The sequence below is a fragment of the Sphingomonas phyllosphaerae 5.2 genome (assembly GCF_000419605.1).
In the GTDB taxonomy this organism is placed as follows: domain Bacteria; phylum Pseudomonadota; class Alphaproteobacteria; order Sphingomonadales; family Sphingomonadaceae; genus Sphingomonas; species Sphingomonas phyllosphaerae_B.
Genome location: NZ_ATTI01000001.1, coordinates 13,978 through 40,217, shown reverse-complemented (window position 1 = coordinate 40,217; position 26,240 = coordinate 13,978). Strand labels below are relative to the sequence as shown.

The 26,240-nt window shown below is 67.1% G+C and carries 22 protein-coding genes; 10 read left to right on the top strand and 12 right to left on the bottom strand.

The window, feature by feature from the left end; translation table 11 throughout:
* Positions 1-647: 647 nt before the first annotated feature.
* The gene (locus tag SPHPHY_RS0100190) at positions 648-1,361 is read right to left on the bottom strand and encodes a hypothetical protein (RefSeq protein WP_231370310.1); all 714 of its coding nucleotides are present in this window, start codon (positions 1,359-1,361) and stop codon (positions 648-650) included.
* Positions 1,362-1,565: 204 nt separating this feature from the next.
* Here SPHPHY_RS0100190 and SPHPHY_RS0100185 point away from each other — a divergent pair, with 204 nt between their 5' ends.
* The 4 genes from SPHPHY_RS0100185 to holA are packed head-to-tail and all read left to right on the top strand — an operon-like array spanning position 1,566 to position 6,077.
* Positions 1,566-2,012, top strand: coding sequence for a DUF3576 domain-containing protein (locus tag SPHPHY_RS0100185; protein WP_028056310.1), 447 nt, complete (start codon positions 1,566-1,568; stop codon positions 2,010-2,012).
* 8 nt (positions 2,013-2,020) lie between these two features.
* Positions 2,021-4,561, top strand: coding sequence for a leucine--tRNA ligase (gene leuS, locus SPHPHY_RS0100180; RefSeq protein WP_022684695.1), 2,541 nt, complete (start codon positions 2,021-2,023; stop codon positions 4,559-4,561).
* A 2-nt stretch (positions 4,562-4,563) separates the two neighbouring features.
* Positions 4,564-5,070 carry an LPS assembly lipoprotein LptE gene (gene lptE / locus SPHPHY_RS0100175; RefSeq protein ID WP_028056309.1) on the top strand — a complete coding sequence of 169 codons (507 nt, stop codon included), beginning with the start codon at positions 4,564-4,566 and terminating at the stop codon, positions 5,068-5,070.
* Positions 5,067-6,077, top strand: coding sequence for a DNA polymerase III subunit delta (holA, locus tag SPHPHY_RS0100170; protein ID WP_022684693.1), 1,011 nt, complete (start codon positions 5,067-5,069; stop codon positions 6,075-6,077). Before lptE ends, holA begins: the two co-directional genes overlap by 4 nt.
* Here the strand turns inward: holA and SPHPHY_RS0100165 are convergent.
* Genes SPHPHY_RS0100165 through SPHPHY_RS0100140 form a run of 6 tightly spaced genes read right to left on the bottom strand, consistent with a single transcriptional unit; the run spans position 6,074 to position 11,622 of the window.
* Positions 6,074-6,997: a ParB/RepB/Spo0J family partition protein gene (locus SPHPHY_RS0100165; protein ID WP_028056308.1), complete on the bottom strand. Its 924-nt coding sequence runs from the start codon at positions 6,995-6,997 to the stop codon at positions 6,074-6,076. The genes holA and SPHPHY_RS0100165 overlap by 4 nt on opposite strands.
* Entirely contained in the window at positions 6,994-7,776 is a 783-nt protein-coding gene (locus SPHPHY_RS0100160; RefSeq protein ID WP_022684691.1) for a ParA family protein, read from the bottom strand. Before SPHPHY_RS0100160 ends, SPHPHY_RS0100165 begins: the two co-directional genes overlap by 4 nt.
* A complete protein-coding gene (gene rsmG / locus SPHPHY_RS0100155) occupies positions 7,776-8,384 on the bottom strand; it encodes a 16S rRNA (guanine(527)-N(7))-methyltransferase RsmG (protein ID WP_022684690.1) in 609 nt (202 codons plus the stop codon). The genes SPHPHY_RS0100160 and rsmG overlap by 1 nt, the downstream gene beginning before the upstream one ends.
* Positions 8,381-10,093 (bottom strand): tRNA uridine-5-carboxymethylaminomethyl(34) synthesis enzyme MnmG, encoded by a 1,713-nt coding sequence (gene mnmG, locus SPHPHY_RS0100150; RefSeq protein WP_028056307.1) that lies wholly within the window; start codon positions 10,091-10,093, stop codon positions 8,381-8,383. The genes rsmG and mnmG overlap by 4 nt, the downstream gene beginning before the upstream one ends.
* Positions 10,094-10,102: 9 nt before the next feature.
* The gene (gene mnmE, locus SPHPHY_RS0100145; protein WP_022684688.1) at positions 10,103-11,377 is read right to left on the bottom strand and encodes a tRNA uridine-5-carboxymethylaminomethyl(34) synthesis GTPase MnmE; all 1,275 of its coding nucleotides are present in this window, start codon (positions 11,375-11,377) and stop codon (positions 10,103-10,105) included.
* Entirely contained in the window at positions 11,374-11,622 is a 249-nt protein-coding gene (locus SPHPHY_RS0100140; RefSeq protein WP_022684687.1) for a DUF6489 family protein, read from the bottom strand. Before SPHPHY_RS0100140 ends, mnmE begins: the two co-directional genes overlap by 4 nt.
* 143 nt (positions 11,623-11,765) lie before the next feature.
* Between SPHPHY_RS0100140 and SPHPHY_RS0100135 the strand changes: the two genes are divergently transcribed.
* Positions 11,766-12,461 (top strand): dienelactone hydrolase family protein, encoded by a 696-nt coding sequence (locus SPHPHY_RS0100135; RefSeq protein ID WP_022684686.1) that lies wholly within the window; start codon positions 11,766-11,768, stop codon positions 12,459-12,461.
* Between the two features lie 42 nt (positions 12,462-12,503).
* On the opposite strand, the gene SPHPHY_RS0100130 is transcribed toward SPHPHY_RS0100135, so the two are convergent.
* A complete protein-coding gene (locus tag SPHPHY_RS0100130; RefSeq protein ID WP_022684685.1) occupies positions 12,504-14,819 on the bottom strand; it encodes an FtsK/SpoIIIE family DNA translocase in 2,316 nt (771 codons plus the stop codon).
* Positions 14,820-14,932: 113 nt separating this feature from the next.
* On the opposite strand from SPHPHY_RS0100130, the gene SPHPHY_RS0100125 reads away from it, so the two are divergent.
* The gene (locus tag SPHPHY_RS0100125) at positions 14,933-16,150 is read left to right on the top strand and encodes a UbiH/UbiF/VisC/COQ6 family ubiquinone biosynthesis hydroxylase (protein ID WP_022684684.1); all 1,218 of its coding nucleotides are present in this window, start codon (positions 14,933-14,935) and stop codon (positions 16,148-16,150) included.
* The gene (locus tag SPHPHY_RS0100120) at positions 16,150-16,842 is read left to right on the top strand and encodes an aspartate/glutamate racemase family protein (RefSeq protein WP_022684683.1); all 693 of its coding nucleotides are present in this window, start codon (positions 16,150-16,152) and stop codon (positions 16,840-16,842) included. The genes SPHPHY_RS0100125 and SPHPHY_RS0100120 overlap by 1 nt, the downstream gene beginning before the upstream one ends.
* A 28-nt stretch (positions 16,843-16,870) precedes the next feature.
* Here SPHPHY_RS0100120 and pdeM read toward each other — a convergent pair whose 3' ends face one another.
* The 4 genes from pdeM to SPHPHY_RS0100100 form a co-directional block, all read right to left on the bottom strand.
* The gene (gene pdeM / locus SPHPHY_RS0100115; RefSeq protein ID WP_022684682.1) at positions 16,871-17,548 is read right to left on the bottom strand and encodes a ligase-associated DNA damage response endonuclease PdeM; all 678 of its coding nucleotides are present in this window, start codon (positions 17,546-17,548) and stop codon (positions 16,871-16,873) included.
* 96 nt (positions 17,549-17,644) lie between these two features.
* Positions 17,645-18,565 (bottom strand): aspartyl protease family protein, encoded by a 921-nt coding sequence (locus tag SPHPHY_RS0100110; protein ID WP_028056306.1) that lies wholly within the window; start codon positions 18,563-18,565, stop codon positions 17,645-17,647.
* Between the two features lie 42 nt (positions 18,566-18,607).
* The gene (locus SPHPHY_RS0100105) at positions 18,608-21,016 is read right to left on the bottom strand and encodes a ligase-associated DNA damage response DEXH box helicase (RefSeq protein WP_022684680.1); all 2,409 of its coding nucleotides are present in this window, start codon (positions 21,014-21,016) and stop codon (positions 18,608-18,610) included.
* Between the two features lie 178 nt (positions 21,017-21,194).
* Positions 21,195-21,374, bottom strand: a complete 180-nt coding sequence (locus tag SPHPHY_RS0100100) for a hypothetical protein (protein ID WP_022684679.1) — start codon at positions 21,372-21,374, stop codon at positions 21,195-21,197.
* Positions 21,375-21,448: 74 nt separating this feature from the next.
* Here SPHPHY_RS0100100 and SPHPHY_RS0100095 point away from each other — a divergent pair, with 74 nt between their 5' ends.
* From SPHPHY_RS0100095 to SPHPHY_RS0100085, 3 genes are all read left to right on the top strand, one after another.
* On the top strand, positions 21,449-22,447 hold the full coding sequence (locus SPHPHY_RS0100095; RefSeq protein WP_022684678.1) for a ligase-associated DNA damage response exonuclease: 999 nt from the start codon (positions 21,449-21,451) through the stop codon (positions 22,445-22,447).
* Positions 22,448-22,655: 208 nt separating this feature from the next.
* Complete coding sequence (locus SPHPHY_RS0100090) at positions 22,656-24,287, top strand: S10 family peptidase (protein ID WP_022684677.1); 1,632 nt, start codon at positions 22,656-22,658, stop codon at positions 24,285-24,287.
* Entirely contained in the window at positions 24,287-26,128 is a 1,842-nt protein-coding gene (locus tag SPHPHY_RS0100085; protein WP_043130140.1) for a DUF885 domain-containing protein, read from the top strand. The genes SPHPHY_RS0100090 and SPHPHY_RS0100085 overlap by 1 nt, the downstream gene beginning before the upstream one ends.
* The last annotated feature ends 112 nt before the right edge of the window (positions 26,129-26,240 follow it).

The following is a 26,240-nucleotide window of genomic DNA, read 5'->3' as shown; positions in this document are numbered from 1 at the left end:
TTCGTCCAGCCCGCACCGGTTAGGGGTGCGTGTGGCAGGTCATCGAAAGGGCCTGGTACCAGGCGGCGACATTCTGCGCCTTACGGATGCCGGGCTGTTCGCGAACGAAGATTTTCCATCTGTTATGGCGCACGGCGCTCGATCGGGCAGGTTTGCGACCTTTACCCGTTTTGCGAGTAGAGCGAAGTAATCCAGCGTTCCGCGCGATGCACTGGATCGCTTCGCTACGCTCGCGATGACGGCGCTCGCGGGGACCGGTCGAGTGTCGATCGACCCTGGTGGATGGTCAAGGTCGCCCTCATGGCAGGCGGGCGTGGAAACGTACTGCGGCGCGTCGCAGCCTTTGGCTCCGCCGGCCGGTCACAGTGGTTGCGGTCGTCGGCTAGAGTGCACGGTAGCGCTATGGAGCGGCGCTAACGCTGAAAGAAGTCGCCGGGATCGACGCGTGTAATCAGTAGCTTCGGCTCTGCCGGCGGGTGACTCTCACAAGCCGGGATCGAGCGCATGCCGTTCCCGGCGGTGTTGCGAGTCGACGCTGCCGTCGGTCGACTGCGATCGGCCTGCCTTCGCGAGGTGGCCCGCGATGGCATGTCGCTCGACAGGTCAGCGGGTGTGAAGCGTCAGGTCAGCCTTACGGCAACCGGCCCTTAAAAGCGGAACGCGGTGCCGACGTAGACGGCCTGGCTGTCGCGGCGATCGTCATCGACGCGGGCAAGGCGCTCACGGTCGGTCTTCAGCCGCATGCCTGCCGTCAGGTCGAGGTTGCGGGTGATCGAGTAGCTGCCGCCCACGTCGATCGAATAGCTGTTCGGCTCGGTGAGCGCACGAGGTGCGCCGGGCAGGGGACGATCGGCGGTCGCGCCGACGCGGCCGCTCCACTTGCTGCCCGAATAGCTGAGCGCGACGTCTGCGGCCTCGCGGCTGCCGGGGACGCCGGCCAGATCGATCTTGGCGACGTCGCCGGAGATCGCGAACCGCTTCCAGCCGACCGCGACACCCAGATTGTAGGCGATCGGAGCGAGTCCGACGGTTTGCGTGTTCGCCGCGGCGTAACGGGTCGAGTCGCGCGACCCGGTGCTGGAGCGCGCACGCACCGCGACGGTCACCGCACGATTGCCGATCCGCGATTCGGATGGCGTGAAGCTGAAGCTGCTCGGGTCGAGCCCGCCGCGCGCGAACAGCGCCGCGAGCTTGGGATCGGCGGCCGAAGGCGTGAAGGAACCGGTGATGCGCGGCGCTGGAGCGAGCTTTCGCGTCACATGTCTGGCGGAGTCGGCGGCCCCGAGCGCGGGCACGGCTGCGACGGCGGCAGCCAGCACGGCCCCCGCGATACATGCAGCGATGCGGCGTCCTGCGGCCACGATCGAATCCCATCCCCTTTTGCCGGACCAATACATCCGGACTGTGAGAGCGGGCCTAACAGGAATCCGTTCCGAGTCCATTACCGCCCCGGCTCTTTATCCGGCACCTGTTGCATCATGTCCACAATGTGGCGCGCTTGCCGGGGGCAGGCGGTGCGGGTAGAGCGGGCGCGATCACCTGAATTCCCTGTAAGGACGATGCCGATGTTCCGCCCCTCGCGCCTTGCGGCTGGCCTGTCAGCCGCTCTTGCCCTGTCGCTGACGCTGTCGGCGTGCGGCGGCCGCGGGGGCAAGCCCGAAGGCGACCTCGCCGCGTCCAAGGTCACCACCATCGGCGTCAACAGCTACCTGTGGCGCGCGACGCTCGACACGATCAGCTTCATGCCGTTGCTGCAGACCGATTCCAACGGCGGCGTGATCGTCACCGACTGGTACGTGAACCCGCAGACGCCCGGCGAGCGGATGAAACTGACCGTGTCGATTCTCGACCAGGATCTCCGTGCCGACGCGGTGCGCGTGGCGGCGCTGCGCGAGGTGAACCGGAACGGCCAGTGGGTGGCGTCGCCGGTCGAGGCGGCCACGACGCAGAAGCTGGAGGATATCATCCTGACGCGTGCGCGTGACCTGCGCCGTGGCGCGGTGACCGGCTGAGCGCGCGGATGACGAACCGCTTCAATGCGCTGAAGGCCGACGCGCACTGGCAGAAGGTGTGGGACGAGCGAGCGACCTTCGCCGCGCGCGACGACAGCCCCAAGCCGAAAAGCTATGTGCTGGAGATGTTCCCCTATCCGTCGGGGAAGATCCACATGGGGCACGTCCGCAACTATACGATGGGCGACGTGCTGGCGCGGTATCGGCGCATGATCGGGCACGAGGTGTTGCACCCGATGGGGTGGGACGCGTTCGGGATGCCGGCCGAGAATGCGGCGATGGAAAAGGGCGTGCATCCCGGCAACTGGACGCGCGCCAATATCGCCGCGATGAAGGCGCAGCTGAAGCGGCTGGGCTTTGCGCTCGATTGGTCGCGGGAACTGGCGACGTGCGAGCCCGATTACTACGGGCACGAACAGGCGCTGTTCCTCGAGTTCCTGAAGGCCGGCCTGGTCTATCGCAAGGAATCGGCGGTCAACTGGGACCCGGTCGACATGACCGTGCTCGCCAACGAGCAGGTGATCGACGGGCGGGGCTGGCGTTCGGGGGCGCTGGTCGAGAAGCGCAAGCTTAGCCAGTGGTTCCTGAAGATCACGCAGTTCGCCGACGAACTGATCGAGGGGCTGGGTAGCCTGGAGCATTGGCCGGACAAGGTGCGGCTGATGCAGGAGAATTGGATCGGCAAGAGCCAGGGGCTGACGTTTCGCTTCCAGCTTTCCGACGGCGGATCGGTGGAAGTGTTCACCACCCGCCCCGATACGATGTTCGGTGCCAGCTTCGTCGCGGTGGCGGCGGATCATCCGATCGCGCAGGCGCTCGCCGCGCGTGACGCGGCGGCCGCAGCCTTCATCGAGCGTTGCAAGCAGGGCGGGACGACCGCGGCCGAGCTGGAGACGCAGGAAAAGCTCGGCTACGATACCGGGCTGACCGCGACGCATCCGTTCGGCGCCGGCGAGCTGCCGGTGTTCATCGCCAATTTCGTGCTGATGGAATACGGCACGGGCGCGGTGTTCGGGGTGCCGGCACATGACCAGCGCGACTTCGACTTCGCGACCAAATACGCACTGCCGATCCGGCGGGTGGTGGCGGATGGCGAGCAGACCGATCCGGCGTTCGACGCCGATGCGGCGTACAGCGGCCCCGGGCGGCTGGTGAACTCGCAGTTTCTCGACGGCCTGGAAATCGACGACGCCAAGCGCGACGTGATCGCGCGCGCCGAGGCAGGTGGCTGGGGTATTGGATCGACCGTGTACCGGCTGCGTGACTGGGGGGTGAGCCGCCAGCGTTACTGGGGGACGCCGATCCCGATCGTGCATTGCGCGGCCTGTGGCGAAGTGCCGGTGCCGCGCGAGCAATTGCCCGTGACGCTGCCGGAGGACGTGACGTTCGACGTACCAGGCAATCCGCTCGATCGCCATCCGACGTGGAAGCACGTGGCGTGCCCGGCGTGCGGGGCAGATGCGTTGCGCGATACCGACACGCTCGACACGTTTGCGGATTCGTCGTGGTATTTCATCCGTTTCGCCAGCCAGCCAGAGGATCGTCCGTTCGACCGGGCGGTGGCGGAAAGCTGGTTGCCGGTCGGGCAATATATCGGCGGGGTCGAGCATGCGATCCTGCACCTGCTCTATGCGCGCTTCTGGACGCGCGCGCTGCGGCACGTCGGTCTTATCGATCTGGCGGAGCCGTTCACCGGGCTGTTCACGCAGGGAATGGTGACCCACGAGACCTATCAACTCGATATCCCGGACCACGACGGGCCGCCGAGCGCGTTGTGGGTGGCTCCTGCGGACCTGACCGTTGGCGAGGGCGGGAAGCTGTTCTTCGAGACCGAGGAGAGCGGGGCGATTCCGATCATCCGCGGTCGGGTCGAGAAGATGTCCAAGTCGAAGAAGAACACCGTCGATCCCGAGCCGATCGTCGATCAATATGGCGCGGACGCGGTGCGCTGGTTCATGCTCTCCGACTCGCCGCCGGAGCGCGATCTGGAGTGGAGCGAGAACGGCATCGAGGGCGCATGGCGCTTCGTCCAGCGGCTGTGGCGGTTGTTTGCGGTCGCACCGGCGGCGGGGGGCGAGGACAAGGCGCTCGATCGCAAGGTGCACCGTGCGATCGCCGGAGTCGCCGACGACATCGAGGCGCTGTCGTTCAACAAGGCGGTCGCCAAGCTCTATGAACTGGTGAGCGCGATCGAAAAGGCTGCGCCCTCGGCGTCGCGTGACGCAGCGGTGGCGGCGCTGATGCGGTTGGTGGCGCCGATGGCGCCGCATATCGCCGAGGAAGCGTGGGCCGCGCGCGGCGGCGACGGCCTGATCGCCGATGTCGCATGGCCGAGCGTCGACGCGGCGCTGCTGATCGACGACGAAGTGACGATCGCGGTGCAGATCAACGGCAAGCTGCGTGACACCCTGACACTGCCGAAGGGGTTGGCGAAGGAGGATGCCGAGGCGGCGGCGCTGGCGTCCGACAAGGTAATCCGCGCGCTGGAAGGCAAGACGCCGCGCAAGGTGATCGTGGTGCCCGACCGGCTCGTGAACCTGGTCGCGTGAGCATGCGGACGCCCGCGATCGTTCTGCTGCTGGCGGCGGCGCCGCTGGCGGGTTGTGGGCTGACCCCGTTGTACAGCGGCGGCGGGCACGGCGCCGTCGGTGCGACGCTGGGCGCGGTCGACGTCGGGCCGATCGAGGGCAAGGCCGGTTGGCTGGTCAGTGGCGCGCTGCGGGAACGCCTGGCGGCGATCGGGGGCGGTGCTGCGCGCTATCGTCTCAACGTGCGGCTTGACGACAAGATCGTCGGGCTGGGCGCGCGCAGCGACGATTCCGTGGCGCGCGAACGACGGACGCTGCGCGCGCGCTATCAGTTGATCGATGGCGTCAGCGGTACGGTCGTGCTGGATGCGACGGCGGCGTCGGACGCGGGGATCGACGTGGTCGGCTCCGAATATGCGACGATCGCGGCGGAAAGCACCGCGCTGGAGCGACTTTCCGAGACAATCGCTGACCAGATCGTCGCCCGGCTGGCGCTTTATGCTCGGCGGACGCAGCCGGCTCGGCCGTGAAGGCGACCGAGGCGCGGCTTAACGCGGCGCTGGACCGTCCGCCGGCGGACATCCGGCTGTTCCTTCTGTACGGCCCGGACGAAGCTGTAGCGCAGGCGTTCGTGGCCCGCTTGGCCAAGGGCATGGGCGTCGAGGCGGAGCGCGTCGATCTGGACGGTGCGACGCTGCGCAACGACGCGGCGCGACTGGCGGACGAAGCAGCGGCGCTGTCGCTGTTCGGCGCGACTCGCTTCGTCCGGGTAACGGGCGTAGGCGAGGAGTCGCTCGACGCGATGGCCGCGCTGCTGACGGCGGAGCGTGCGGGGAATCCGGTCGTGATGTTGGCGCCGGCCGTGAAGGCTACCGGCAAATTGGTGAAGACGGCGCTCGACTCCGATCGGGCGTTGGCGTTCGCGTGCTATCCGCCCAACGCGCGCGATGCCGCCGCGATCGTCGCGGAGCTGGCGCGCAACACGGGCCTACGAATGAGCGCGGCCGCGGTGCAACGCATCATCCGCGGCAGCGACGGCGATCGCGCCGTGATGATGCGCGAAGTCGAGAAGCTGGCGCTGTACCTCGACGCGGCGCCGGAGCGGCCGGTCGATGCCGACGAAGCGGCCTTGGAAGCGATCGGTGCCGAGATCGCAGAGGGCGAGATCGGCGAGATCGTGCTGGCGGCGACCGCCGGCGATGTCACTGGGTTGGTGGATGGCCTGCGGCGTATGCAGGGCCCGGACAGTTCGCCGATCCCGATCCTGCGAGCGCTGGGACGTCGAATGGTGACGCTGGCGGAGATGCGCGGTGCGGTGGACGCCGGGGAGGGCGTGGAGCAGGTGATGAAGCGTCACCGCGTGTTCTGGCGCGAAGAAGCGGCGACCGCAGCGGCAATGCGGCGTTGGTCGCTGCCGGCGCTGGTGGCGGCGCAGCGTGCGGCACGACGAACCGAGCGCGAGGTGATTGCGGCCGGCCCGGCGGGGCGCGTGGTCGCGGATACCTTCCTGCTGCGGCTGGCGCGCTCGCTGCGCTAGATCCGTTCGCCGCTGAGCCGCTGGCACACCATGTCGAGCTGTTCGAGGGAGCTGTAATCCAGCGTGATCGCGCCGCGGCCGTCGTCATTGAAGGTGATGTGGACGCGAAGACCGAGCAGGTCGGCAAGTTGCCGCTCGAGCGCCTCGATATCGGCGCTGCCGCCACCCGCCGACGCGACGGATGCGGGGCGCGACGGCGAGGGCGCGCGAGCGGCACTGGAGCCATGCTTGTCTTGGCTGGCCAGCTTCTCGGTTTGACGGACTGAAAGCCCTTGCGTCAGGACCTGCTCGGCGAGCGCGATCGGATCGGCGGCACCGACCAGCGCGCGCGCATGGCCCATCGCCAGCCGGCCTTCGACGACCTGCGCCTGCACCTCGGTAGGGAGATCGAGCAGCCGCAGCAGGTTCGCGACGTGGCTGCGCGACTTGTGAACCGCGCGGGCCAGTTCCTCCTGCGTGTGGCCGAACTCGTCGAGAAGCCGCTGATAGGCGCGCGCTTCCTCGATTGCGTTGAGATCCTGGCGCTGGATATTTTCGAGCAGCGCAATCTGCAGCGTCTCGCTGTCCGAATAATCGCGAACGACGACCGGTACTTCGTGGAGACGGGCGCGCTGCGCCGCTCGCCAGCGGCGCTCGCCGGCGACGATCTGGAAGTCCTGACCGTGCGGGCGAACGATGATCGGCTGGATGACCCCGCGCTGAGCGATCGATGCGGCGAGTTCATCGAGCGCCGCTTCATCGAAGTGGCGTCGTGGCTGGTCGGGGTGAGGGGCGATCGACGAGACCGGGATCAGGCGGACCCCGCCGCGCGCCGGGCCGGCTTCACCGGTTTCACGCTCATCCTTGGCGACATCGCCAAGCAAGGCATTCAAGCCACGGCCAAGGCCGCCCTTGGCACGACGGGACGCGAAATCACTCACGCTGCTTCATTCTCCATTTTCGGCAAGCGCCGGATCAGTTCGCGGGCCAGTGCCATGTAAGCCTCCGATCCGCTGCATTTGTGATCGTAGATCAGGGCGGGCAGACCGTGGCTCGGCGCTTCCGACAGGCGAACGTTGCGCGGGATCACGGTATCGAAGACGACTTGGCCGAGCACGGCACGGACGTCGTTCGCGACTTGCTCGGTCAGCCGATTGCGGCGATCATACATCGTTAGCGCCACCCCGAGAATCGAGAGCGAAGGATTGAAACGCGATCGTATTCTCTCAACCGTGTTTAGCAGCTGACTGAGCCCTTCCAGCGCGAAGAACTCACATTGCAACGGCACCAGCAACGCGTCTGCGGCAACCATCGCGTTGATCGTCAATAGCCCCAGGGACGGGGGACAGTCGATCAGGACGATATCCCACGACCTTGTCGCACGCTGGAATGCGTGACGAAGTCGATGCGTACGTTCTTCGAGTTCGACGAGCTCGATCTCGGCCCCGGAGAGATCGACGGTCGCCGGAAGAACATCGAGCAACGGAATTTCGGTCGCGACCGCCGCTTCCGCGACACCATCCCGGTCGATCAGAACGTCATAGCTCGATCGCTGACGCTGTGCCTGCTTGATGCCGAGACCGGTCGACGCATTGCCCTGCGGGTCGAGATCGACCAGAAGAACCCGGTGGCCGGATGCGGCAAGGGCGGTGGCGAGATTGATCGCGCTGGTGGTCTTGCCGACGCCGCCTTTTTGATTGGCTACTGCGATGCAGAACATCAGCCGTTCACTCCCTGGCCTACGACAATCACTGACTCGCTGCTTGTGACGCTTTGTTCCACGTGGAACATCGTTCGGACATTCGCGGGTAGCTCGGCCACCTCACTAGCACCATTACGCCCGCGCGGAAGGATCAATCGCGTTCGCGAATGGCGCATGTGGCCCGACATGGCGAGCAGATCGCTGATGCCGGCGACTGCACGAGCGCTTATAACGTCGGCTTGCATCGTGAGAGCCTCGGCGCGTGCCTGATGGACCGTGATGTTGGTCAAGCCGAGCGCTTGGGAGATGCCGCGGAGAAATTCGGCACGTCGCGCCCTGGGCTCAACAAGCGCCACATGCAGATCGGTTGCAGCGCCGACCACCACGCCTGGGAAACCTGCGCCCGAACCGATGTCGATCCAGGTGCAAGCTTTGGACCCTGCGAGGAGGATCAATTGGGCGGAGTCGGTGATATGTCGCGACCAAATCGTCGAGCAGGTCGCAGGGGAGATGAGATTTTGACGTTCGTTCTCGTCGATCACCATCTCGGCGAAACGGACCAGCCGATCGAATGCACGGGGTGAGAAACGCTCTTCGCACCACGTACGGGCATCATCCTCATTCATGCCTTGCGCCTCGCGTGAAGCCAGAGAGCCGCAAGCGCGGCGGGCGTGACACCCCTGACACGTGATGCTTCGTCCAGGGTGCTTGGTCGAGCGGAACTTAGACGTTCGATCATCTCGTTTGATAATCCGGGGATCTCCTGAAGGGTAGGACTGTCCGTTGTTATAGGGATCGCTCCATCGCGACGCATGCGGCCGATCTCCTCAGCCTGCCGGGTAAGGTAAGGAGCGTAACGCTTGTCTTCCTCGATTTCGCGGATGATGTCGGGATCGGCACCAGCCAGGTTTCCAGCTCGAACCTGATCCCGCATCACCTGTCGCGAAGCGAGATGGCGCCGTCGTTCATCGGTGATACAACCCAGCGCATCTGCCCACGGCGACAATCTGGGTTCGGCATTGTCTGCCCGCAGTGCGAGACGATACTCGGCCCGTGCGGTCAGCATCCGATATGGCTCGCTTATACCTTGCAGCACCAGATCATCGATCATCACACCGATATAGCCCTGTGCACGATCGATGATCGCTGGCGCTAAGCCATGAGCGAAAGCGGCCGCGTTCAGACCGGAAATCACGCCTTGCGCAGCAGCCTCTTCGTAGCCCGTCGTACCGTTGAGCTGGCCGGCGCAGAACACGCCCGGAACTTCCGCAAGGGCGAGGCGGTGATCCAATGCGCGGGGGTCGATGTAGTCATACTCCACGGCGTAACCGGGCTGGGTGATCCGGGCTTCTTCCAGGCCGGCGATGGATCGGATCATCTCGCGTTGAACGTCCGCGGAGAGCGACGTCGAGATCCCGTTCGGGTAAACGGTGGCATCCTCCAGACCTTCGGGCTCGAGGAAGATCTGATGGCCATCCCGATCGCCGAAGCGGTGCACCTTATCCTCGATCGACGGGCAGTAACGAGGACCGCTGCCGGCGATCGCGCCGGAGAACATTGGAGCGTCGATCAGGCCGCCGCGGACGATGTCATGCGTGCGGTCATTGGTTCGGGTGATGGCACAGGCGAGTTGTGGCAGGCGGGGTGTAGACGTTATCGGCGACATGCGCCACTCGTCCTCGTCGGATGGCTGCGGCGCAAGCCGCGCCCAGTCGATTGTACGTCCGTCCAGACGCGGCGGCGTACCGGTTTTCAATCGCCCCATCGGCAAGGCAAGTTCCCGCATCTGCTCACCGAGCCGTGTTGCGGGGCGCTCACCGACGCGGCCGCCGCTCTCGCGATCATTACCACGAAAAATTCGGCCGCCGAGGAAGGTGCCCGTGGCGAGCACGACAGCCCCGGTCTCGATGCGCTCACCGGACGCAAGTGAAACTGCCGAGATCCTGCCACCGGCGGTTTCGAGTGTGGCCACTTCGCCCTCGATGAGAGCGAGAGTGGGATAGGCCCTTAGCTGGCGCTGAATGGACGTGTGGTAGCGGCGACGATCGGCCTGAACGCGTGGTCCCTGTACTGCAAGTCCCTTGGAGCGATTGAGCATTCGATAGTGGATCGCGGAAGCATCGGCAGCCTTTGCTATCAGGCCATCAAGGGCATCCACTTCTCGAACGAGATGACCTTTCCCGAGTCCGCCGATCGACGGGTTGCAGGACATGACACCGACATGCTGAAGCGACTGCGTGACGAGCGCCACGCGGGCGCCGCGACGAGCAGCCGCGGCGGCGGCTTCGGTGCCGGCGTGACCTCCGCCGACTACCAACACATCATATTGTTTCACGTGGAACACTCATTTCCCGAGGCAGAAGCGTCCGAATAGCGCGTCCAGCATCGCCTCCGTTGCGTCCCGGCCTAATATCCCGGCCAATGCCACGTTGGCAATCCGGAGGCGCTCGGCGTCAATAAGGAGATCCTGGCCATCGATTTGGCGTAACTCTCCCAGGGCGCGATCTACCAAGGCACGTTGGTGTTCCCGTAGCAGCGGGAGGTCACTGGTGAGCAGCGACGTACGTGCCCGGACCGAAAGCACATTCCACAAGGCGTCGATAGAACTGGGGTCGTGAATCGATGTGCTGAGATCGATGTTTTGCGGTGCGGCAGCCCGCCGGTCGATCTGGGCGGCGATCCTGATAGCACCCGCGGGAGCCTCATCCGGACCTCCGAGCCACAGAAGCACGTCTGCGAATTCGAGCAGATCTCTGGCTTTCAGGATGCCGATCGCTTCGATGGGATCGGAAGTACGATCGGTCAGGCCGGCGGTGTCGATCAGACGGAACGGCAAGCCGTCGCGTACCACTTGAGCCTCCAACACGTCTCGCGTCGTACCCGCAATATCGGTGACGATCGCGGCGTCTCGTCCGAGCAGCGCGTTGAAGAGGGAGGACTTGCCGGCATTGCGTGGCCCCGCGATCACCACGGTAATCCCGTCGCGAAGTCGCTCCACCGGCGGTCGGTCCAGCAAGGCAGCGATGTCGTCCAACAATGGCACGAGCGCTGATGTGGGATCGAAGGCCGTCGCCGCGCTGACGTCGCCTTCGTCACTGAAGTCCAGCTCGGCCTCGACACGCGCGGCTATCCCGCTCAGCCGGTCGAGCCAGCCCTCCACCTGACGGCTGACGACCCCGTCTGCGATCGTCAGCGCGGCGCGGCGCTGCATCTCCGTCTCGGCCTCCAGCAGGTCCGCCAGTCCCTCGGTTTGTGCGAGATCGACGCGGCCGTTAATCAGCGACTGGCGCGTGAATTCGCCGGGCTCTGCCAGCGACAAACCGGGCTGCGCAGCGAGCGCGCGCTCGACTGCGGCGACCACGGCGCGGCCGCCGTGAAGATGGAATTCGACAAGGTCCTCACCCGTTGCGGTGTGCGGGCCGGGGAAGAACAGGACCAGCGCCTGGTCGAGTGTCGCGCCGCCGCTATCGCGCAGCCGTCGTAGCGCGGCGTAGCGTGGACGTGGGAGGCTGCCGGCCAGAGCGACGCCGGCTTTCCGGGCGGCCGGGCCGCTGACGCGGACGACCGCGATCGCAGCGGGCGGCCGGCCGCTGGACAGGGCGTAGATCGTGCGGGTCATGCGCCCGGCTTGGCGCCCGACTTCGCGCCGGGGACGAACAGCTGTCGCCAGAAGTCCATGCCGGCATCGCCCACCGGTGCCCAGCTGCGGAACATCGCCGCAACCATTTCCGGGGAGGGGCCTTGCCCGTCGATCGTCTCGCGCATCCGCGCCAGGAAATGGTCGTGCAGCGAGGTGAGGTCTGGCAGGCCCATCATGCGCCGCGCCTCTTCCGGCGTGCAGTCTACTTCGATCGTGACCTTCATGACGTGAGCCTCTGCTGATGCACCCGCGTGCGCCTTCCTCCGCTATGCGCGAGAACGACGGGGTCCTGCAACGGCACTGGTCGTGGCACTTTGCCCGCACTGGTGCGCTGTGTCCGGCAACGCCGCACAGGAGACAAACCAAGATGACCGCGATGATCTCGATCCCGACGCTCGATGGCGCAATGATGCCGGCCTATCGCGCTACGCCAGCCGACACGCCGCGCGCCGCGATCGTGGTGATCCAGGAGATATTCGGCGTCAACGCCGGCATCCGCCGCAAGTGCGACACGCTGGCCGAGGCGGGATACCTGGCGATTGCGCCGGACCTGTTCTGGCGTATCGAGCCAGGCATCGAGCTCGATCCGGATATCGCGCCGGAGATGGAGCGGGCGCTGGAGTTGATGGGCCACTTCGATCAGAATGAGGGCATCCGCGATATCGAGGCGGCGATCCGGTTTGCGCGTGATCAGGACGGCGTGGCGAAGGTTGGCGCGGTCGGATACTGCCTGGGCGGGCGGCTGGCGTACATGACCGCGGCACGGACCGACGTGGATGCGAGCGTCGGCTATTATGCGGTCGGTGTCCACGGCCTGCTCGGTGAGAGGCACGCGATCGCGAAGCCGCTGATGCTGCACATCGCGGGCGAGGACGGTTTCGTCGACAAGGACACACAGGCCGCAATGCACGCGGGGCTCGACGATCAACTCAAGGTGACGCTGCACGACTATGCAGGGGAGGACCACGGCTTCGCCACCGAGTTCGGGAAGCGGCGATCTGACGCCGCGGCGACGCTGGCGGACGAGCGCACCGCCGCGTTCTTCGCTGCGCATCTCGGCTGATGGGCGGGCGCGCGCCGCCCCGCCGGCGCGCGCTCGTGCGGTTCAGGCCGGGTTGCCGTCGGTGTCGCGGAGCACCTCGCGGCGGCCGACATGGTCGGGCCGGCTGACGACGCCTTCCTTCTCCATGCGTTCGATCAGCCGCGCGGCGCTATTGTAGCCGATGCGCAACTGGCGCTGGAGCCAGGAGGTCGACGCCTTCTGGCTGCCGCAGACGATCGAGACAGCGGCGCGATATTGCTGGTCTTCGGCCGAATCCTCGCCGGTCGGTGCTCCTTCGAGAGCGAAGCTTTCGGCGGGCTCCTCGGTGACCGACTCGATGTAATCGGGCTGACCCTGCGCGCGCCAGTGATCGGTGACGGCGCGCACCTCGTCGTCGCTGACGAAGGGACCGTGGACGCGGACGATGCCCTTGCCGCCTGGCATGTACAGCATGTCGCCGCGCCCCAGCAGCTGCTCGGCACCCTGCTCGCCGAGGATGGTGCGCGAGTCGATCTTGCTGGTGACATGGAAGCTGATGCGGGTCGGCAGATTGGCCTTGATGACGCCGGTGATGACGTCGACGGATGGGCGCTGCGTGGCCATGATGAGGTGGATGCCGGCGGCGCGCGCTTTCTGCGCCAGTCGCTGAATCAGGAATTCCACCTCCTTGCCGGCCGTCATCATCAGATCGGCAAGCTCGTCGACGATAACGACGATCTGCGGCAGCACGTCGTAGTTGAGCTGCTCTTCCTCGTAGATCGGCTGGCCGTTCTCGCCATAGCCGGTCTGGACGCGCCGGCCGAGCGGAGTGCCCTTGGCAAGCGCGGCGCGCACCTTGTCGTTGAAGCTTGCGAGGCTGCGCACGCCGACCGACGACATCTGCCGATAGCGATCCTCCATCGTCTCAACGGCCCATTTCAATGCGCGGACCGCCTTGGACGGATCGGTGACGACCGGAGAGAGCAAATGCGGGATGTCGTCGTACATGCTGAGTTCGAGCATCTTCGGGTCGATCATGATCATCCGGCACTGGTCGGGAGTCAGCCGGTAAAGCAGTGACAGGATCATGCCGTTGAGGCCGACCGACTTGCCCGAGCCGGTGGTACCCGCGACCAGCAGATGCGGCATCGGCGCGAGATCGGCGATCACGGGATCGCCGGCGATGTTCTTGCCGAGGATCACGGGAAGCTGCGCGGTCTGATCCTCGAACGCCTGGCTGGCGACGAGTTCGTGGAGTGAAACGGTCTCGCGCTTCGTGTTGGGCAATTCGATGCCGATCACCGAGCGGCCGGGAATCGTCGCGACGCGGGCCGAGATCGCCGACATGTTGCGCGCGATATCGTCAGCCAGCGCGATGACGCGATTCGCCTTCGTTCCGGGGGCGGGCTCGAGCTCGTACATGGTCACGACCGGGCCGGGACGGACCTCGGTGATTGCGCCCTGCACCTTGAAGTCGTCGAGGACGGTTTCGAGCAGGCGCGCATTGCGCTCCAGTCCGGCCTTGTCGATCGGCCCGCTCTGGTTGGCCGGGGCGGGGGTGAGCAGGTCCAGGCCCGGAAGGACGAAGCTGTCGCGCAGGTCGAGCCGCTGTTGCGGCTTGGGAGCGGCGAGCGACGGAGCGATCGTGCGGTCGCTGATGACCGGCGCCGGGCGATTGTCGGGTTGCGCGACCGCGCGCGGGACGGGGGCACGCGCAAGCGTGGCGGGCGTGTCATCCTCCTCCTCGCCATCGAAACCATCCTGGAACGCCTCATCGGCATCGTCCGTCCGGGGGCGACGCAGCAGCCGCGGCGACGGCGTGAAGCGCGCGAAGTCGATTTCGAGGCTGCGGCCCCAGACGATCGCCCCGGCGATGCCGGTAACGATCCCGAGCGCGACGACGCTCCACCACGTCACCTGCACGTCGCCGATCAGTGCCACGAGCGAGCGGAACCCGCCGACCACGCCGGAACCGACCGCGCCGCCCCAGCCGAACGGCAGCGCCGGCACCGCGCCCGACGCGACGCACGACAGCGCGACCGCCATCAGCGCCACGCCTGCGGCGGTATTGCGCAGCATCCGCCAGCCGTCGCTGGCCGGTTGCGATCGCCACAGCCGCAGGCCGACAATCGGTGCGACCGGCAGCAGCAGCGCGACCGCCGGGCCGAACAGCGTCAGCGCGAGGTCCGCGAACCACGCCCCGGGCGGTCCGAGCAAATTACCCGAGACGCCCGCCGCAGCAGTGTTGAGCGCCGCATCGCCAGGCCGATACGTGGCCAGTGCCACCGCCATCGCGATCGTCGCGACGAACAGCGCCGTCGCAGCGAGCAACGCCGCGCTGCGCAACGCCCCCGCCTTGACCGTTTCGCGCCACAGCGGCGCGTCCGCCCGGCTCGCCATCACCAACCCCCAACGATGTCAGAAAATACCGCCATATTCTCCGCCCGCGCGGGCGCAACGTCAAGATGGCGGCGGGCGTTGGCATCGGGCGCCACAGGGGATAGGGCAAGAACATGGACCATGCAGATGTGCTCATCCTCGGTGGCGGGCTGGTCGGCAGCGCGCTTGCGGTCGCGCTCGACCGCCACGGGCTTTCCGCGATCGTCGTCGACCCGGCCGATCCCGCGGTGATGCTGGCGGCGGGGTTCGACGGCCGCGCTTCGGCGGTCGCGAGCGCCAGCCACAAGATGCTCGACGCGATCGGGGTGGGGCAGAGCCTGCACGGCAAGGGCTGCGAGATCCGGCAGATCCGCGTCAGCGACGGGCTGGCGCCGGGTAAACTGGACTTCATCCCCGCCGCAGATGATGCGGCGTTGGGGACGATGTATGAAAACCGGCTGCTGCGACGCGCGCTATACGATGCCGCGGTGGCGGCCGAGCGCGTCGATCTCAGGATGCAGACGCGTGCGGCCACGATCGAGCGTGATGCAAGCGGGGTGCGCGCGACGCTATCATCGGGCGCGACGGTAACGGCCGACCTGCTGGTCGCGGCGGAGGGGCGCAACTCGCCGACCCGCGAGACGGCGGGGATCAATGTCGCGCGCTGGCAATACGATCACGCTGCGATCATCGGCGCGTTCCATCACGAACACAGCCACGAAAATGTGGCGTACGAAATCTTCTATCCGGCCGGCCCGTTCGCGCTGCTGCCGTTGCCGGACGACGCGATCGGGCATCGCTCGGCGATCGTGTGGACGGTGGCCGGCGAGCATGCCGCGGGGATGCTGAAGCTGGGCGACCGCGGGTTCCTGGCCGAGGCGGAGCGGCGGATGGGCGGTTTTCTCGGGACATTGTCACACGCCTCGCCGCGCGCCAGCTACCCGCTCGGCTTCCATCATGCGGCGCGGATCACCGACACCCGGCTGGTGCTGGTCGGCGACGCCGCGCACGGCATTCACCCGATTGCCGGCCAGGGAGTAAACCTCGGCTACCGCGATGTCGCCGCGTTGGTGGAGGTGCTGGTCGAGGGACGGCGGCTGGGGCTGGAGGCGGGCGATGCGCAGTCGCTCAATCGCTACGAGGCGTGGCGCAGCCTCGACACCTTCATGGTGGCCGCCGCCACCGACACGCTGACGCGGCTGTTCGGCGTACCGGGCAAGGCGGCAAGCGCGATCCGGCGGTTCGGGATCTCAGCGGTCGACCGGCTGCCGCCACTCAAGGACCGCTTCATGGCGGAGGCGCGCGGCGAGAGCGGCGACCTGCCACGATTGTTGATGGGCACGCTTGCCTGATGCGGACGCTTGGCTTGATCGGCGGGATGAGCTGGGAAAGTTCGGCGCATTACTATCGACTGATCAACCAGGGCGTGCAGGCGCGACGCGGCGGGTTGCATTCGGCGCCGCTGCTGATGGTGTCGCTCGACTTCGCCGAGAATGCGGCGCTTCAGCATGACGGCGACTGGCCCGCGCTGGCGGCACGAATGGCGCGGGCGGCGCAGACGCTCGCCGATGGCGGTGCCGAGGCGATCGTGCTGTGCACCAACACGATGCACAAGGTGGTTGCCGCAATCGAGCAGGCGCAACCCCGGCCGTTGCTTCATATCGCCGATGCCGCAGGGGCGGCGATCGCCGCGGCGGGCCATCGCCGCATCGGTCTGCTGGGGACGGCGTTTACGATGGAGGGGCCGTTCTACCGCGAGCGGCTCGCGGCGGGGTTCGGGCTGGAGGTATTGGTGCCCGACGATCCCGGGCGGCGCGACGTGCATCGCATCATCTACGACGAGCTTGTGCGCGGGATCGTCCGTGAGGAATCACGCGCCGCGTATCGCGCGGTGATCGCGGGGCTGGTCGCGCGCGGGGCGGAGGCGATCGTGCTGGGTTGTACCGAGATCATGCTGTTGGTCGGTGAAGGGGATTCACCGGTGCCGTTGTTCGACACGACCACGCTGCATGCGGCAGCGGCGGTTGACTTCATCGTCGGATAGTCCGCCGCACTCCGCCTGGCCGAGCGGCTCAGGCCGCCAATGGGAAGCGGAGCAGGCGATCCGGTAACGCGACCAGTGCCTCGGCGCCGCCGCCGGCCGCGCGCGTGATCTCGGGATGGGTGACGTCGAGCCCGCCGGTCAGCGCCCCGAAAGCAGGAAAGATCAGCTTGGTCGTGGTGGCGACGAAGCAGCGGCGCGCGACGAGCTTGCCGCGGACGCGGACGCGCAGCTTGGGATGGAAATGGCCCGACAGTTCGGGGCGTGGCTCGGCCGGATCGGCTTCGTGGCGCAGCACGACGCCGTCGACCTCCGCCTCGTCCGTTACCGCGCCGCCGCAGCGGTCGACATATGCGCGATCGTGATTGCCGGTGATCCACGTCCAGCGCGTGCGGGCGGTGAGGGCCGTCAATAACGCGCGCGCCGACGCCGGCAGGCGGTCGCAGCCGTGAATATCGTGGAAGCTATCGCCGAGGCACCAGATCTCCGCCGCGCCGGTCGCGGTGACCAGCGCGTCGAGCGCGGTCAACGTCGCGATCGAGTCGTACGGGGGCAGCATCTGTCCGCTGCGCGCGTACCAGCTTGCTTTTTCGAGGTGCAGGTCGGCGACCAACAACGCGCCGCGCTCCGGCCAGAACAACGCCCCCTCCGGCAGGGCGTGCCAGAAGTGTCCGGCGAAGCGAAGTTCTGCGAACGGAACGGGAACCATGGCCCGCCATGCCCGAAGCGCGCCCGGCGATCAATGGCCGCGCACGAAGCTGCGGCGACGTGGATGCGGGTGCGGGTGGTGCGAGCTGGCCCGACGCTAACCGGCGCGGCGCAGGTCGCGCGGCAGGAGCAGCCGCAATTCGCGGCGTGCGAAGTCGATATGGACGCGGCGGAACAGGCGCAGCGCGTCCATGCCGAGCAGCAGCGCCGGCTTCGTCGCCAGCCCGAAGGCGGTGAACGGCGGCGCATCGGCGAAGGCGACCGGAAGCGCGCGGATCGTGGCCGGACCGAGCGTCATCACCGGCAAGGCGGCGTATTCAGTGACGATCTGGTCGCCGAGCACGCTGGTGAAGATCGCGGGTTCACCTCCCTTGCGGCGGCTGAGCAAGCGGCGGAGTGCCATGTTTCCGATCGTCACGCTGGTTCCGGTATCGAGCACGACGCGCACGCGCCGCCCCGCGACCGTCGCATCGGTGACGACGAGCTGCCCGAAGAGGCTGCGTGCGCGCACCACGATTTCGCCAGCCTCGCGCGGTGGCGGTTTGTGTCCCACCGCCGGGGTTACGGTCATCCGTTGCCGGTCGAAGTCGATGGTGAGCGCGTGGTCCTGCAACGTGTCGATGCCGAGGATGCCGAGCGCCCCGAGGTTCTGCGCCTCCAGCGACGGTGCCTCCACCCGCCGCGCGCCCAGCGTGCTGACCGATAGCGACGGGATGACGACAGTGTTGACCGCGCTGGTGCCCGTGATCGCGGTAAGCCGCACGCGCGGGCCGGGCGGCAGGCCCAGCCGCGCGGCGAGCTGGCGCGAGATGACGCTGCGCTGGGCACCGGTGTCGATGATGAAGGCGAACGGACCGGCGCCGGCGATCTGCACGGGCACGGTCATGCGATCCTCGTGGTCGAGAAAGGCGAGGTCGTCGGCCGCAGGATCGGCGACGGGCGCGGCGGGTGGCGCGAGCTGTTGCGCCGCCGCGGGCAGCGACAGGCACGCCAGCATGAGCGCGAGCACCTTCTCCATGGCCAGCACGCTACGCCTTGCAGGGAAAGGGTGCCAGCGCGATCAATCGACGCGCATCGCCTCCGCGGCCAGTGCCTCGGCCTCGATCAGCAGCGCATCGTCGGCACTGCCGGTGGCCACCTTCTCGCGCCCGATCAGCGTCAACACCGGGACGGCGAGCGGGGTGACGCGCGGCAGATCGACGTGGATCATCGTGTCGGCTGCGCGATCGAGCAGGTCGGCGAGGCGACCGACATCGGTCATCCGCGCGCGGGCGTCCGCCCAGGCGGCCTCCAGCAGAACGTGGCCCGGCTCGTATTGGCGCAGCACGTCATAGATCAGGTCGGTGGAGAAGGTGACCTGCCGCCCGGTCTTGCGCTTGCCGGGGTGCTGCCGCTCCACAAGCCCGCCGATCACCGCCACCTCGCGGAAAGCGCGCTTGAGCAGGTGTGAGCGTTCGACCCACTCGACGAATTCATGCTCGAGGATGTCGGCGCTGAACAAGGCGGCGGGGTCGGTGACCTTTTCCAGCCCATAGCAGGCGATCGCATAATCGTTGGCGACGAAGCCGAGCGGCTTGAGGCCGAGCGTCTCCATGCGCCTGGTCACCAGCATCCCGAGCGACTGGTGCGCGTTCCAGCCCTCGAAGCTGTAGGCGATCATGTAATGCCGGCCCTCGCGCGGGAAGGTCTCGACCAGCAGCTGGTCCGGGTGCGGGAGCGTCGAGCGGCGCTGCTGGATCTCCAGCCATTCGCGGACGTCGTCGGGAAAGCGGTGCCATTCGGCGGGCGTGTCGAGGAAGCGCCGGACGCGGTTGGCGAGATTGGTCGACAGCGGCATGCGGCTGCCCCCGTAGGTGGGGATGCGCGCCGGGCGGCTGGTGGCGCGGACGATCAGATCCTCGGTGTCGATCTTCTCGACCTCCAGGCTCAATCCCGCGAAGAAGAAGGTGTCACCGTGGGAGAGCGTCGCAGCGAAGCTTTCCTCGACCTTTCCGAGCGCGCGGCCGTTGCGGAAACGGACCTTGAGCATCGTCGCCTCGACGATGATCCCGGCGTTCAGGCGATGCTGCGCAACGAAGCGCGGGTGGCTGACGCGCCACAGGCCATCCGCGTCCTGCGTCAGCCGCTTGAAGCGATCGTAGGCGCGCAGCGAATAGCCGCCGTCGCGAATGAAGCCGAGCACGCGATCGAACAACTCGTCGGTCAGTGCCGAATAAGGCAGCGAGGAGCGGATTTCGTCGAGCATGGCCGCCTGTTCGAACGGCGCGGCGCAGGCGCATGCCATCACATGCTGGGCGAGCACGTCGAGCGCGCCCATGCGGAACACGTCGGCGTCGAGCTCGCCGGCCTCGACCGCATCGAGCGCTGCGCGCGCCTCGAGATATTCGAAACGGTTGCCGGGGACGACGATCGCTTCGCTTGCCTGATCCAGCCGGTGGTTGGAGCGACCGATCCGCTGAAGCAGCCGCGACGATCCCTTCGGCGCGCCCATCTGGATCACGCAATCCACGTCGCCCCAGTCGACGCCGAGATCGAGACTGGCGGTCGCGACCAGGGCGCGCAGCCGGCCATCCGCCATCGCGGCCTCCACTTTGCGGCGCGCTTCCTTTTCGAGGCTGCCGTGGTGGATGCCGATCGGGAGCTGCATCGCATTGGCCTTCCACAGGTCCTGGAAGATCAGCTCGGCCAGACTGCGCGTGTTGCAGAACACGATCGAAGTGCGATGCGTCTCGATCTCGGCCATCACCTGTTCGGCGGCGTAGCGGCCGGAATGACCCGCCCATGGGACGCGTCCTTCGGGGAGCAGGATCGCGATGTCGGGATCGACACCGGGATCACCGTGGACCAGCGCGACCCGGTCGATGTCGCCGTCGGGCGCCAGCCAGGCGCGATAACCGTCAGGGTCGGCGACGGTGGCCGACAGTGCGACGCGGCGGCTGCCCGGGGCAATGCGCTGGAGCCGTGCCATGCACAGGTTGAGCAGGTCGCCGCGCTTGCCGGTGGCGAAGGCATGGACCTCATCGACGACGATCGTCTTCAGGCCCGCGAACATCGTGAAGCTGTCGGGATAGCTGAGCAGCAACGACAGCGATTCGGGGGTCGTGAGCAGGATCTGCGGCGGCTTGACTCGCTGACGTGCCTTGCGGTCCGAAGGAGTGTCGCCGGTGCGCGTCTCGACGCGAATGTCGACACCCATCTCGGCAACGGGACCGAGCAGGTTACGCTGGATGTCGACCGCCAACGCCTTCAGGGGCGAGATGTAGAGGGTGTGCAGCCCTTCCGTCGGATGCTCGATCAGCTCGGCGAGGGTCGGGAGGAAACCGGCCAGCGTCTTGCCCGCGCCGGTGGCGGCGATCAGCAGCGCATGATGGCCGGCGCGCGCCTCTTCCAGCATCGCCAGCTGGTGCCGCCGCGGTTGCCAGCCCCGGCTGGCGAACCATGTCGTGAGTACGGCGGGCAGGGCGGTCAAGCGGGAGTCCGGACGGGCATGGTGACGATGTAGCGTCGGGCGGGCCGGCTACAACTGCCCGCCGGCATCACGCGAGCCTCGCCGGGCGTTCCCCGTCAGCGCGAGCAGAGGAAGTGACCCGAAGCTACCGACAGGCACGTCGCGCCATCTGCCGCCGCGCAGGACAGTGTCGCGCCGCTCAGGGCGTGCGGCGACGGTCGTCTTCCGATTGCTGCTTGTACAGCTCACGCGTGGCCTGTTCGGTCTGCGCTTCCTGACGCGGGGTGCGGCGATTGCGCAGCATCGCGAACAGCAAGGCGACGACAAGGACGATCGGACCGGCGATCACCACGAAGCTCCACAGGCCATCACCGAACATCGTTTCTTCTCCGTCTGTTAGCGACATAAACGTGCGGCACGTGAACTTCGATCCGCGCGCGTGGTTGTTGCGGTATGGCAACGTTGGGCGATTGGCTGGAACCGCATCCGCACGGCATCTACGTGCGTCCTGCCGATGCGTGGATCGATCCGTCGATCCCCGCCGCGCGCGCGCTGGTGACGCATGGCCATGCCGACCACGCACGCGGCGGACATGGCGCGGTATGGGCGACCCCGGAAACACTCGCGATCATGGACGCCCGCTATGGCGAACAGGAAGCGCGCCCCGTCGGATACGGCGGCCGCGTCAGGCTGGGCGACGTCGAGGTCGGGTTCGTGCCGGCCGGGCATGTGCTGGGATCGGCGCAGATCGTGCTGGATTACCGCGGCGAGCGGGTGGTCGTGTCGGGCGACTACAAGCGCCGCGCCGATCCGACCTGCGTGCCGTTCGAGCCGGTGAAGTGCGACGTGTTCGTCACCGAGGCGACGTTCGGGCTTCCGGTGTTCCGTCACCCGGACACGGGCGACGAGATCGACAAGCTGATCGCGCGACTGCACGCCAACCCCGACCGGTGCATCGTCGTCGGGGCCTATGCGCTGGGCAAGGCACAGCGCGTGATTGCGGAACTGCGCGAGCGCGGGCACGAAGCGCCGATCTACATCCACGGCGCCTTGCAGCGGTTGTGCGACCTCTACGCCGAACATGGCGTGCGGTTGGGCGAGCTGCGCCCGGCGACGGGCGTGGCGAAGGCGGAAATGGCCGGGCATGTCGTGATGTGCCCGCCCTCCGCGCTTAACGACCGCTGGTCGCGGCGGCTGCCCGATCCGATCACCGCCATGGCGAGCGGGTGGATGCGCGTGCGGCAGCGCGCGCGGCAGAAGAACGTCGAGCTGCCGCTGATCCTCTCCGATCATGCCGACTGGGACGAGTTGACCCAGACGCTGGCGGAGATTTCGCCGCGCGAAGTGTGGGTGACGCACGGGCGCGAGGAGGCGCTGGTGCATTGGTGCATGACGCGCCAGATCAAGGCGCGCGCGCTGGCGCTGGTGGGGTTCGAGGACGAGGACGATTGAGGACGAGCAACCGCCTGCCGTTCGCCCGGCGGAGAGGCTGGACCTGTCGAAGTCTCGCCCGGCAGGGCAGGTGCCTCAAGGTGCTTCGGGACGGCTGCTCGACTTCGCTCCATGCCTGTTCAGCACGAGCGGGATTATAGTCCCTCCGCTTGCATCGTTTCCCGCGTGACGACTACACCATCCCACTGACACCAAAGGGGATTGCCTGATGCGCTTCGGTTACGCCGCCCTACTGCTCGCTGCCGCGACGATGCCTGCGTCGGCGCAGGACAAGGACAAGCGGCCCGTGAGAAGCAACGCCGACATGCAGAAGGAAGAGGTCGAAGCCGGCTATGCCAACGCGCCAGTCGCCGAGCGAGAGGAGACCTCGAAAGGGGCGGTGACGGTGGCGGGCAAGCGGCTCGGCTATACCGCGACCGCGGGGACGCTGACGCTGCGCGACCTCGAGGGAAAGCCGACCGCGTCGATGTTCTACACCGCCTACACGCTGGACGGGACGAAGCCGGGGACGAAGCGCCCGATCACCTTCTTCTACAACGGCGGGCCGGGCAGCCCGACCTTCTGGTTGCACATGGGATCGTTCGCGCCGGTGCGGTTGCAGACCGGCAGCCCGGAGTTCATCCGCCCCGCGCCTTACGACTTCGGGCCGAACCCCTATACGTTGCTCGACAAGACCGACATGGTGTTCCTCGACGCGATCGGCGCGGGATATTCGCGGCCGCTCGGCGATGCGAAGCCGGCCGACTTCTACGGCACCGACGAGGATGCCGATGCCTTCGCCAAGGCGATCCTGCGCTACGCCACCAAATACGGGCGGTGGAATTCGCCGAAGTTCATCTTCGGTGAGAGCTACGGCACGCTGCGGTCCGGCGCGCTGGCCTATCAATTGCAGGATCGCGGCATGGCGCTGAATGGCGTGGTGCTGCTCAGCTCGATCATGAACTATGGCTATCGCCAGCCGGGGCTGGACCAGGTCTATCTCAACTATCTGCCGAGCTATGCCGCGACCGCCTGGTACCACAATCGGCTGCCGAACCGGCCGGCCGACGTGGCGACGGTGGTGCAGCAGGCGCGCGACTTCGCGGTCGGGCCGTACATGTCGGCGTTGGCCAAGGGGCAGAATATCACGCCCGAGGAGCGCGACGCCGTGGCGCGGCGGATGGGCGAGTTGACCGGGCTTTCCCCCGACTTCCTGATCCGCAGCAATCTGCGGGTCGACCTCGCGCGGTTCCAGAAAGAGCTGCTGCGCGGCACGCGGCAGACGGTCGGGCGGTTCGATTCGCGCTATGTCGGCGTCGATAGCGATGCGGCGGGCGAGCGGCCGGAGAGCGACGTGTCGTCGGATGCGATCTCCGGGGCGTTCATCGCCACGTTCAACGATTATGCGACCCATACGCTCGGCTACAAGACCGACATGCCGTACCGCCTGTCGGCGCGCGATGCGAAGGGCTGGACCTGGAACTGGAAGCACGATTCGCCGCTGCGTGGCGGCGGGCAGCAGAACAACCCCAACACCGCGGTCGACCTGGCGGCGGCGATGCGCGGCAACCCGTATCTGCAGGTGCTGTCGATGAACGGCTGGTACGACATGGCGACGCCGTTCTTCGGAACCGAGAATGACCTCGGCCACATGATGCTGGAGCCGGCGCAGCAGCGAAACCTGTCATTCACTTATTATCCGGCGGGGCACATGACCTATCTTAATCCCGAAGCGCTGGTCGCGATGAAGCGTGACCTGTCGGCATGGTACGATCGTGCGCTGGCGGTGGCGCGATCGGATGCGCCGCCCGTGCCGCCCTCGACGGCGGCGGCGACTCCCGCCGGGCAGGGGCCGAACTGATGCGCCTGCTGTTCCTGGCGCTCGCCGCTCCGGCCGCGATCGCGGCCCAGCCGCCCGCAACGTCGCCCGCAACGTCGCCCGCAACGTCGCCCGCTACGACGGCCGCGGCATCGACCGCGGTGGAGGATGCGCGGCTGACCGCCTTCCTCGACCGCGCGTTCGATGCACGCGTCGCGCTCAGCCCGGAGGCGCAGACCAGCCTCGGGCTCAAGACCAATTACGACCGGCTCGACGATAATACGGACGCCGGCGCGATCCGTGAACGCGACCTGTCGGAGCGGCAATTGCGTGAGATGCGTGCCGGGTTCTCGCCGGCGCGGCTGGGGGCGAGCGGCAAGCTGAGCTATCGCCTGTTCGAGCGGCAGGTGGAGTTGGCGCGCGACGGCTTCCGCTTCCGCAAGTGGCGCTATCCGGTGTCGACCAACGGCAGCCCGATGGGCGACGTGCCGGTGTTCCTCATCAACGAGCATCGCATCGATGATGTCACGGATGCCGACGCCTATGTCGCACGGATCCGCGATTCCGAACGCGTGATGCGGGAGACCGCGGCGTTGATGCGCGAACAGGCGAAGATGGGGATCGTGCCGCCGAAGATGGTCTTCGCGCCGGTGCGCGCCGACGCACGCAAGGTGTTGACGGGCGCTCCGTTCACGACCGGAGTGGATTCGGCGCTGATGGCCGACTTCCGCAAGAAGGTGACCGCGCTCAAGGCGCCGGCGGCGGAGAAGCAGCGGCTGCTCGCGGCCGGGGCGGCGGCGATGACCGGGCCGATGCAGCGCGGATATCAGTTGATGTTCGCCACGCTCGACGCGATCGAGCCGCAGGCGACCGGCAATTTCGGGGCGTGGAAGCTGCCGGAGGGCGCGGCCTATTATGCGGTGCGGCTGCGCGATTCGACCACGACCGATCTCACCGCCGACCAGATCCACGATCTGGGGCTGCGGCAGGTGTCGGCCATCCGCAAGGAGATGGAGGCGGTCAAGCAGCGCGTCGGCTTCGGTGGCACGCTGGAGCAGTTCTTCGAGGTGGTGCGCACCGATCCGCGCTTCAAATATCCCAACACCGAGGCGGGGCGCGAAGCCTATCTCACCGATGCGCGCAGCTTCGTCGCCCAGATGATGGCCGCCGCGCCGCGCTACTTTGTCCGGTTGCCCAAGGCCAGGCTGGAGGTGCGCGCGGTCGAGAAGTGGCGCGAGGCGACGGCGTCGACCGCCTTCTACAACCGCCCCGCGCCTGACGGCTCGCGGCCCGGCATCTTCTACGTCAACCTGGTCGATATGCGGCAGACGCAGAAGATCCAGCTCGACGCGATCGCCGCGCACGAGGCGGCGCCGGGGCACCACTTCCAGATCGCCCGTGCGATGGAGCTGGAGGGGCTGCCGAAATTCCGCGCGTTCGGTGGCTATGGCGCCTATGTCGAAGGCTGGGGGCTGTATTCGGAGCGGCTGGCCAAGGAGATGGGGGCGTACAAGGATCCCTATGCCGAGTTCGGGATGCTATCGAACCAGGTATGGCGGGCGATCCGGCTGGTGCTCGACACCGGCATCCATTCGAAGAAGTGGACGCGCGAGCAGGCAGTGGCATATTTCCGTGCGAATAGCTCGGTAAGCGACACCGACATCGCGCGCGAAGTGGATCGATACTTCAATTGGCCGGGGCAGGCGACCAGCTACATGGTCGGGCAGCTGAAGATCGCCGAATTGCGCGGCAAGGCCGAACGTGCGCTTGGCCCGAAGTTCGATCTGCGCGACTTCCATGAGGTGGTGCTGGGGCAGGGCGCGCTGCCGCTCGATGTGCTCGAGGAGCAGGTCGACGCGTATATCGCAACGAAGAAGGCGTAGCGCGCGCCCGGAGAAACGTCGTCATTGCAAGCGTAGCGAAGCGCTCCAGAGCCTCCTGATCGGGCACTCGACGGCTTCGCTACACGCCCGACGCGCCGCGGACGGGGCACTC

Coding starts and splice junctions, on each gene's coding strand:
- SPHPHY_RS0100135 (WP_022684686.1), top strand. CDS start 11,766: ATGACCGCGATGATCTCGATCCCGACGCTCGATGGCGCAATGATGCCG.
- SPHPHY_RS0100110 (WP_028056306.1), bottom strand. CDS start 18,565: ATGGAGAAGGTGCTCGCGCTCATGCTGGCGTGCCTGTCGCTGCCCGCG.
- SPHPHY_RS0100095 (WP_022684678.1), top strand. CDS start 21,449: ATGGCAACGTTGGGCGATTGGCTGGAACCGCATCCGCACGGCATCTAC.
- pdeM (WP_022684682.1), bottom strand. CDS start 17,548: ATGGTTCCCGTTCCGTTCGCAGAACTTCGCTTCGCCGGACACTTCTGG.
- mnmE (WP_022684688.1), bottom strand. CDS start 11,377: ATGACCCGCACGATCTACGCCCTGTCCAGCGGCCGGCCGCCCGCTGCG.
- SPHPHY_RS0100160 (WP_022684691.1), bottom strand. CDS start 7,776: ATGTTCTGCATCGCAGTAGCCAATCAAAAAGGCGGCGTCGGCAAGACC.
- SPHPHY_RS0100120 (WP_022684683.1), top strand. CDS start 16,150: ATGCGGACGCTTGGCTTGATCGGCGGGATGAGCTGGGAAAGTTCGGCG.
- SPHPHY_RS0100185 (WP_028056310.1), top strand. CDS start 1,566: ATGTTCCGCCCCTCGCGCCTTGCGGCTGGCCTGTCAGCCGCTCTTGCC.
- SPHPHY_RS0100085 (WP_043130140.1), top strand. CDS start 24,287: ATGCGCCTGCTGTTCCTGGCGCTCGCCGCTCCGGCCGCGATCGCGGCC.
- SPHPHY_RS0100140 (WP_022684687.1), bottom strand. CDS start 11,622: ATGAAGGTCACGATCGAAGTAGACTGCACGCCGGAAGAGGCGCGGCGC.
- SPHPHY_RS0100090 (WP_022684677.1), top strand. CDS start 22,656: ATGCGCTTCGGTTACGCCGCCCTACTGCTCGCTGCCGCGACGATGCCT.
- SPHPHY_RS0100100 (WP_022684679.1), bottom strand. CDS start 21,374: ATGTTCGGTGATGGCCTGTGGAGCTTCGTGGTGATCGCCGGTCCGATC.
- SPHPHY_RS0100130 (WP_022684685.1), bottom strand. CDS start 14,819: ATGGCGAGCCGGGCGGACGCGCCGCTGTGGCGCGAAACGGTCAAGGCG.
- lptE (WP_028056309.1), top strand. CDS start 4,564: ATGCGGACGCCCGCGATCGTTCTGCTGCTGGCGGCGGCGCCGCTGGCG.
- leuS (WP_022684695.1), top strand. CDS start 2,021: ATGACGAACCGCTTCAATGCGCTGAAGGCCGACGCGCACTGGCAGAAG.
- SPHPHY_RS0100125 (WP_022684684.1), top strand. CDS start 14,933: ATGGACCATGCAGATGTGCTCATCCTCGGTGGCGGGCTGGTCGGCAGC.
- rsmG (WP_022684690.1), bottom strand. CDS start 8,384: ATGAATGAGGATGATGCCCGTACGTGGTGCGAAGAGCGTTTCTCACCC.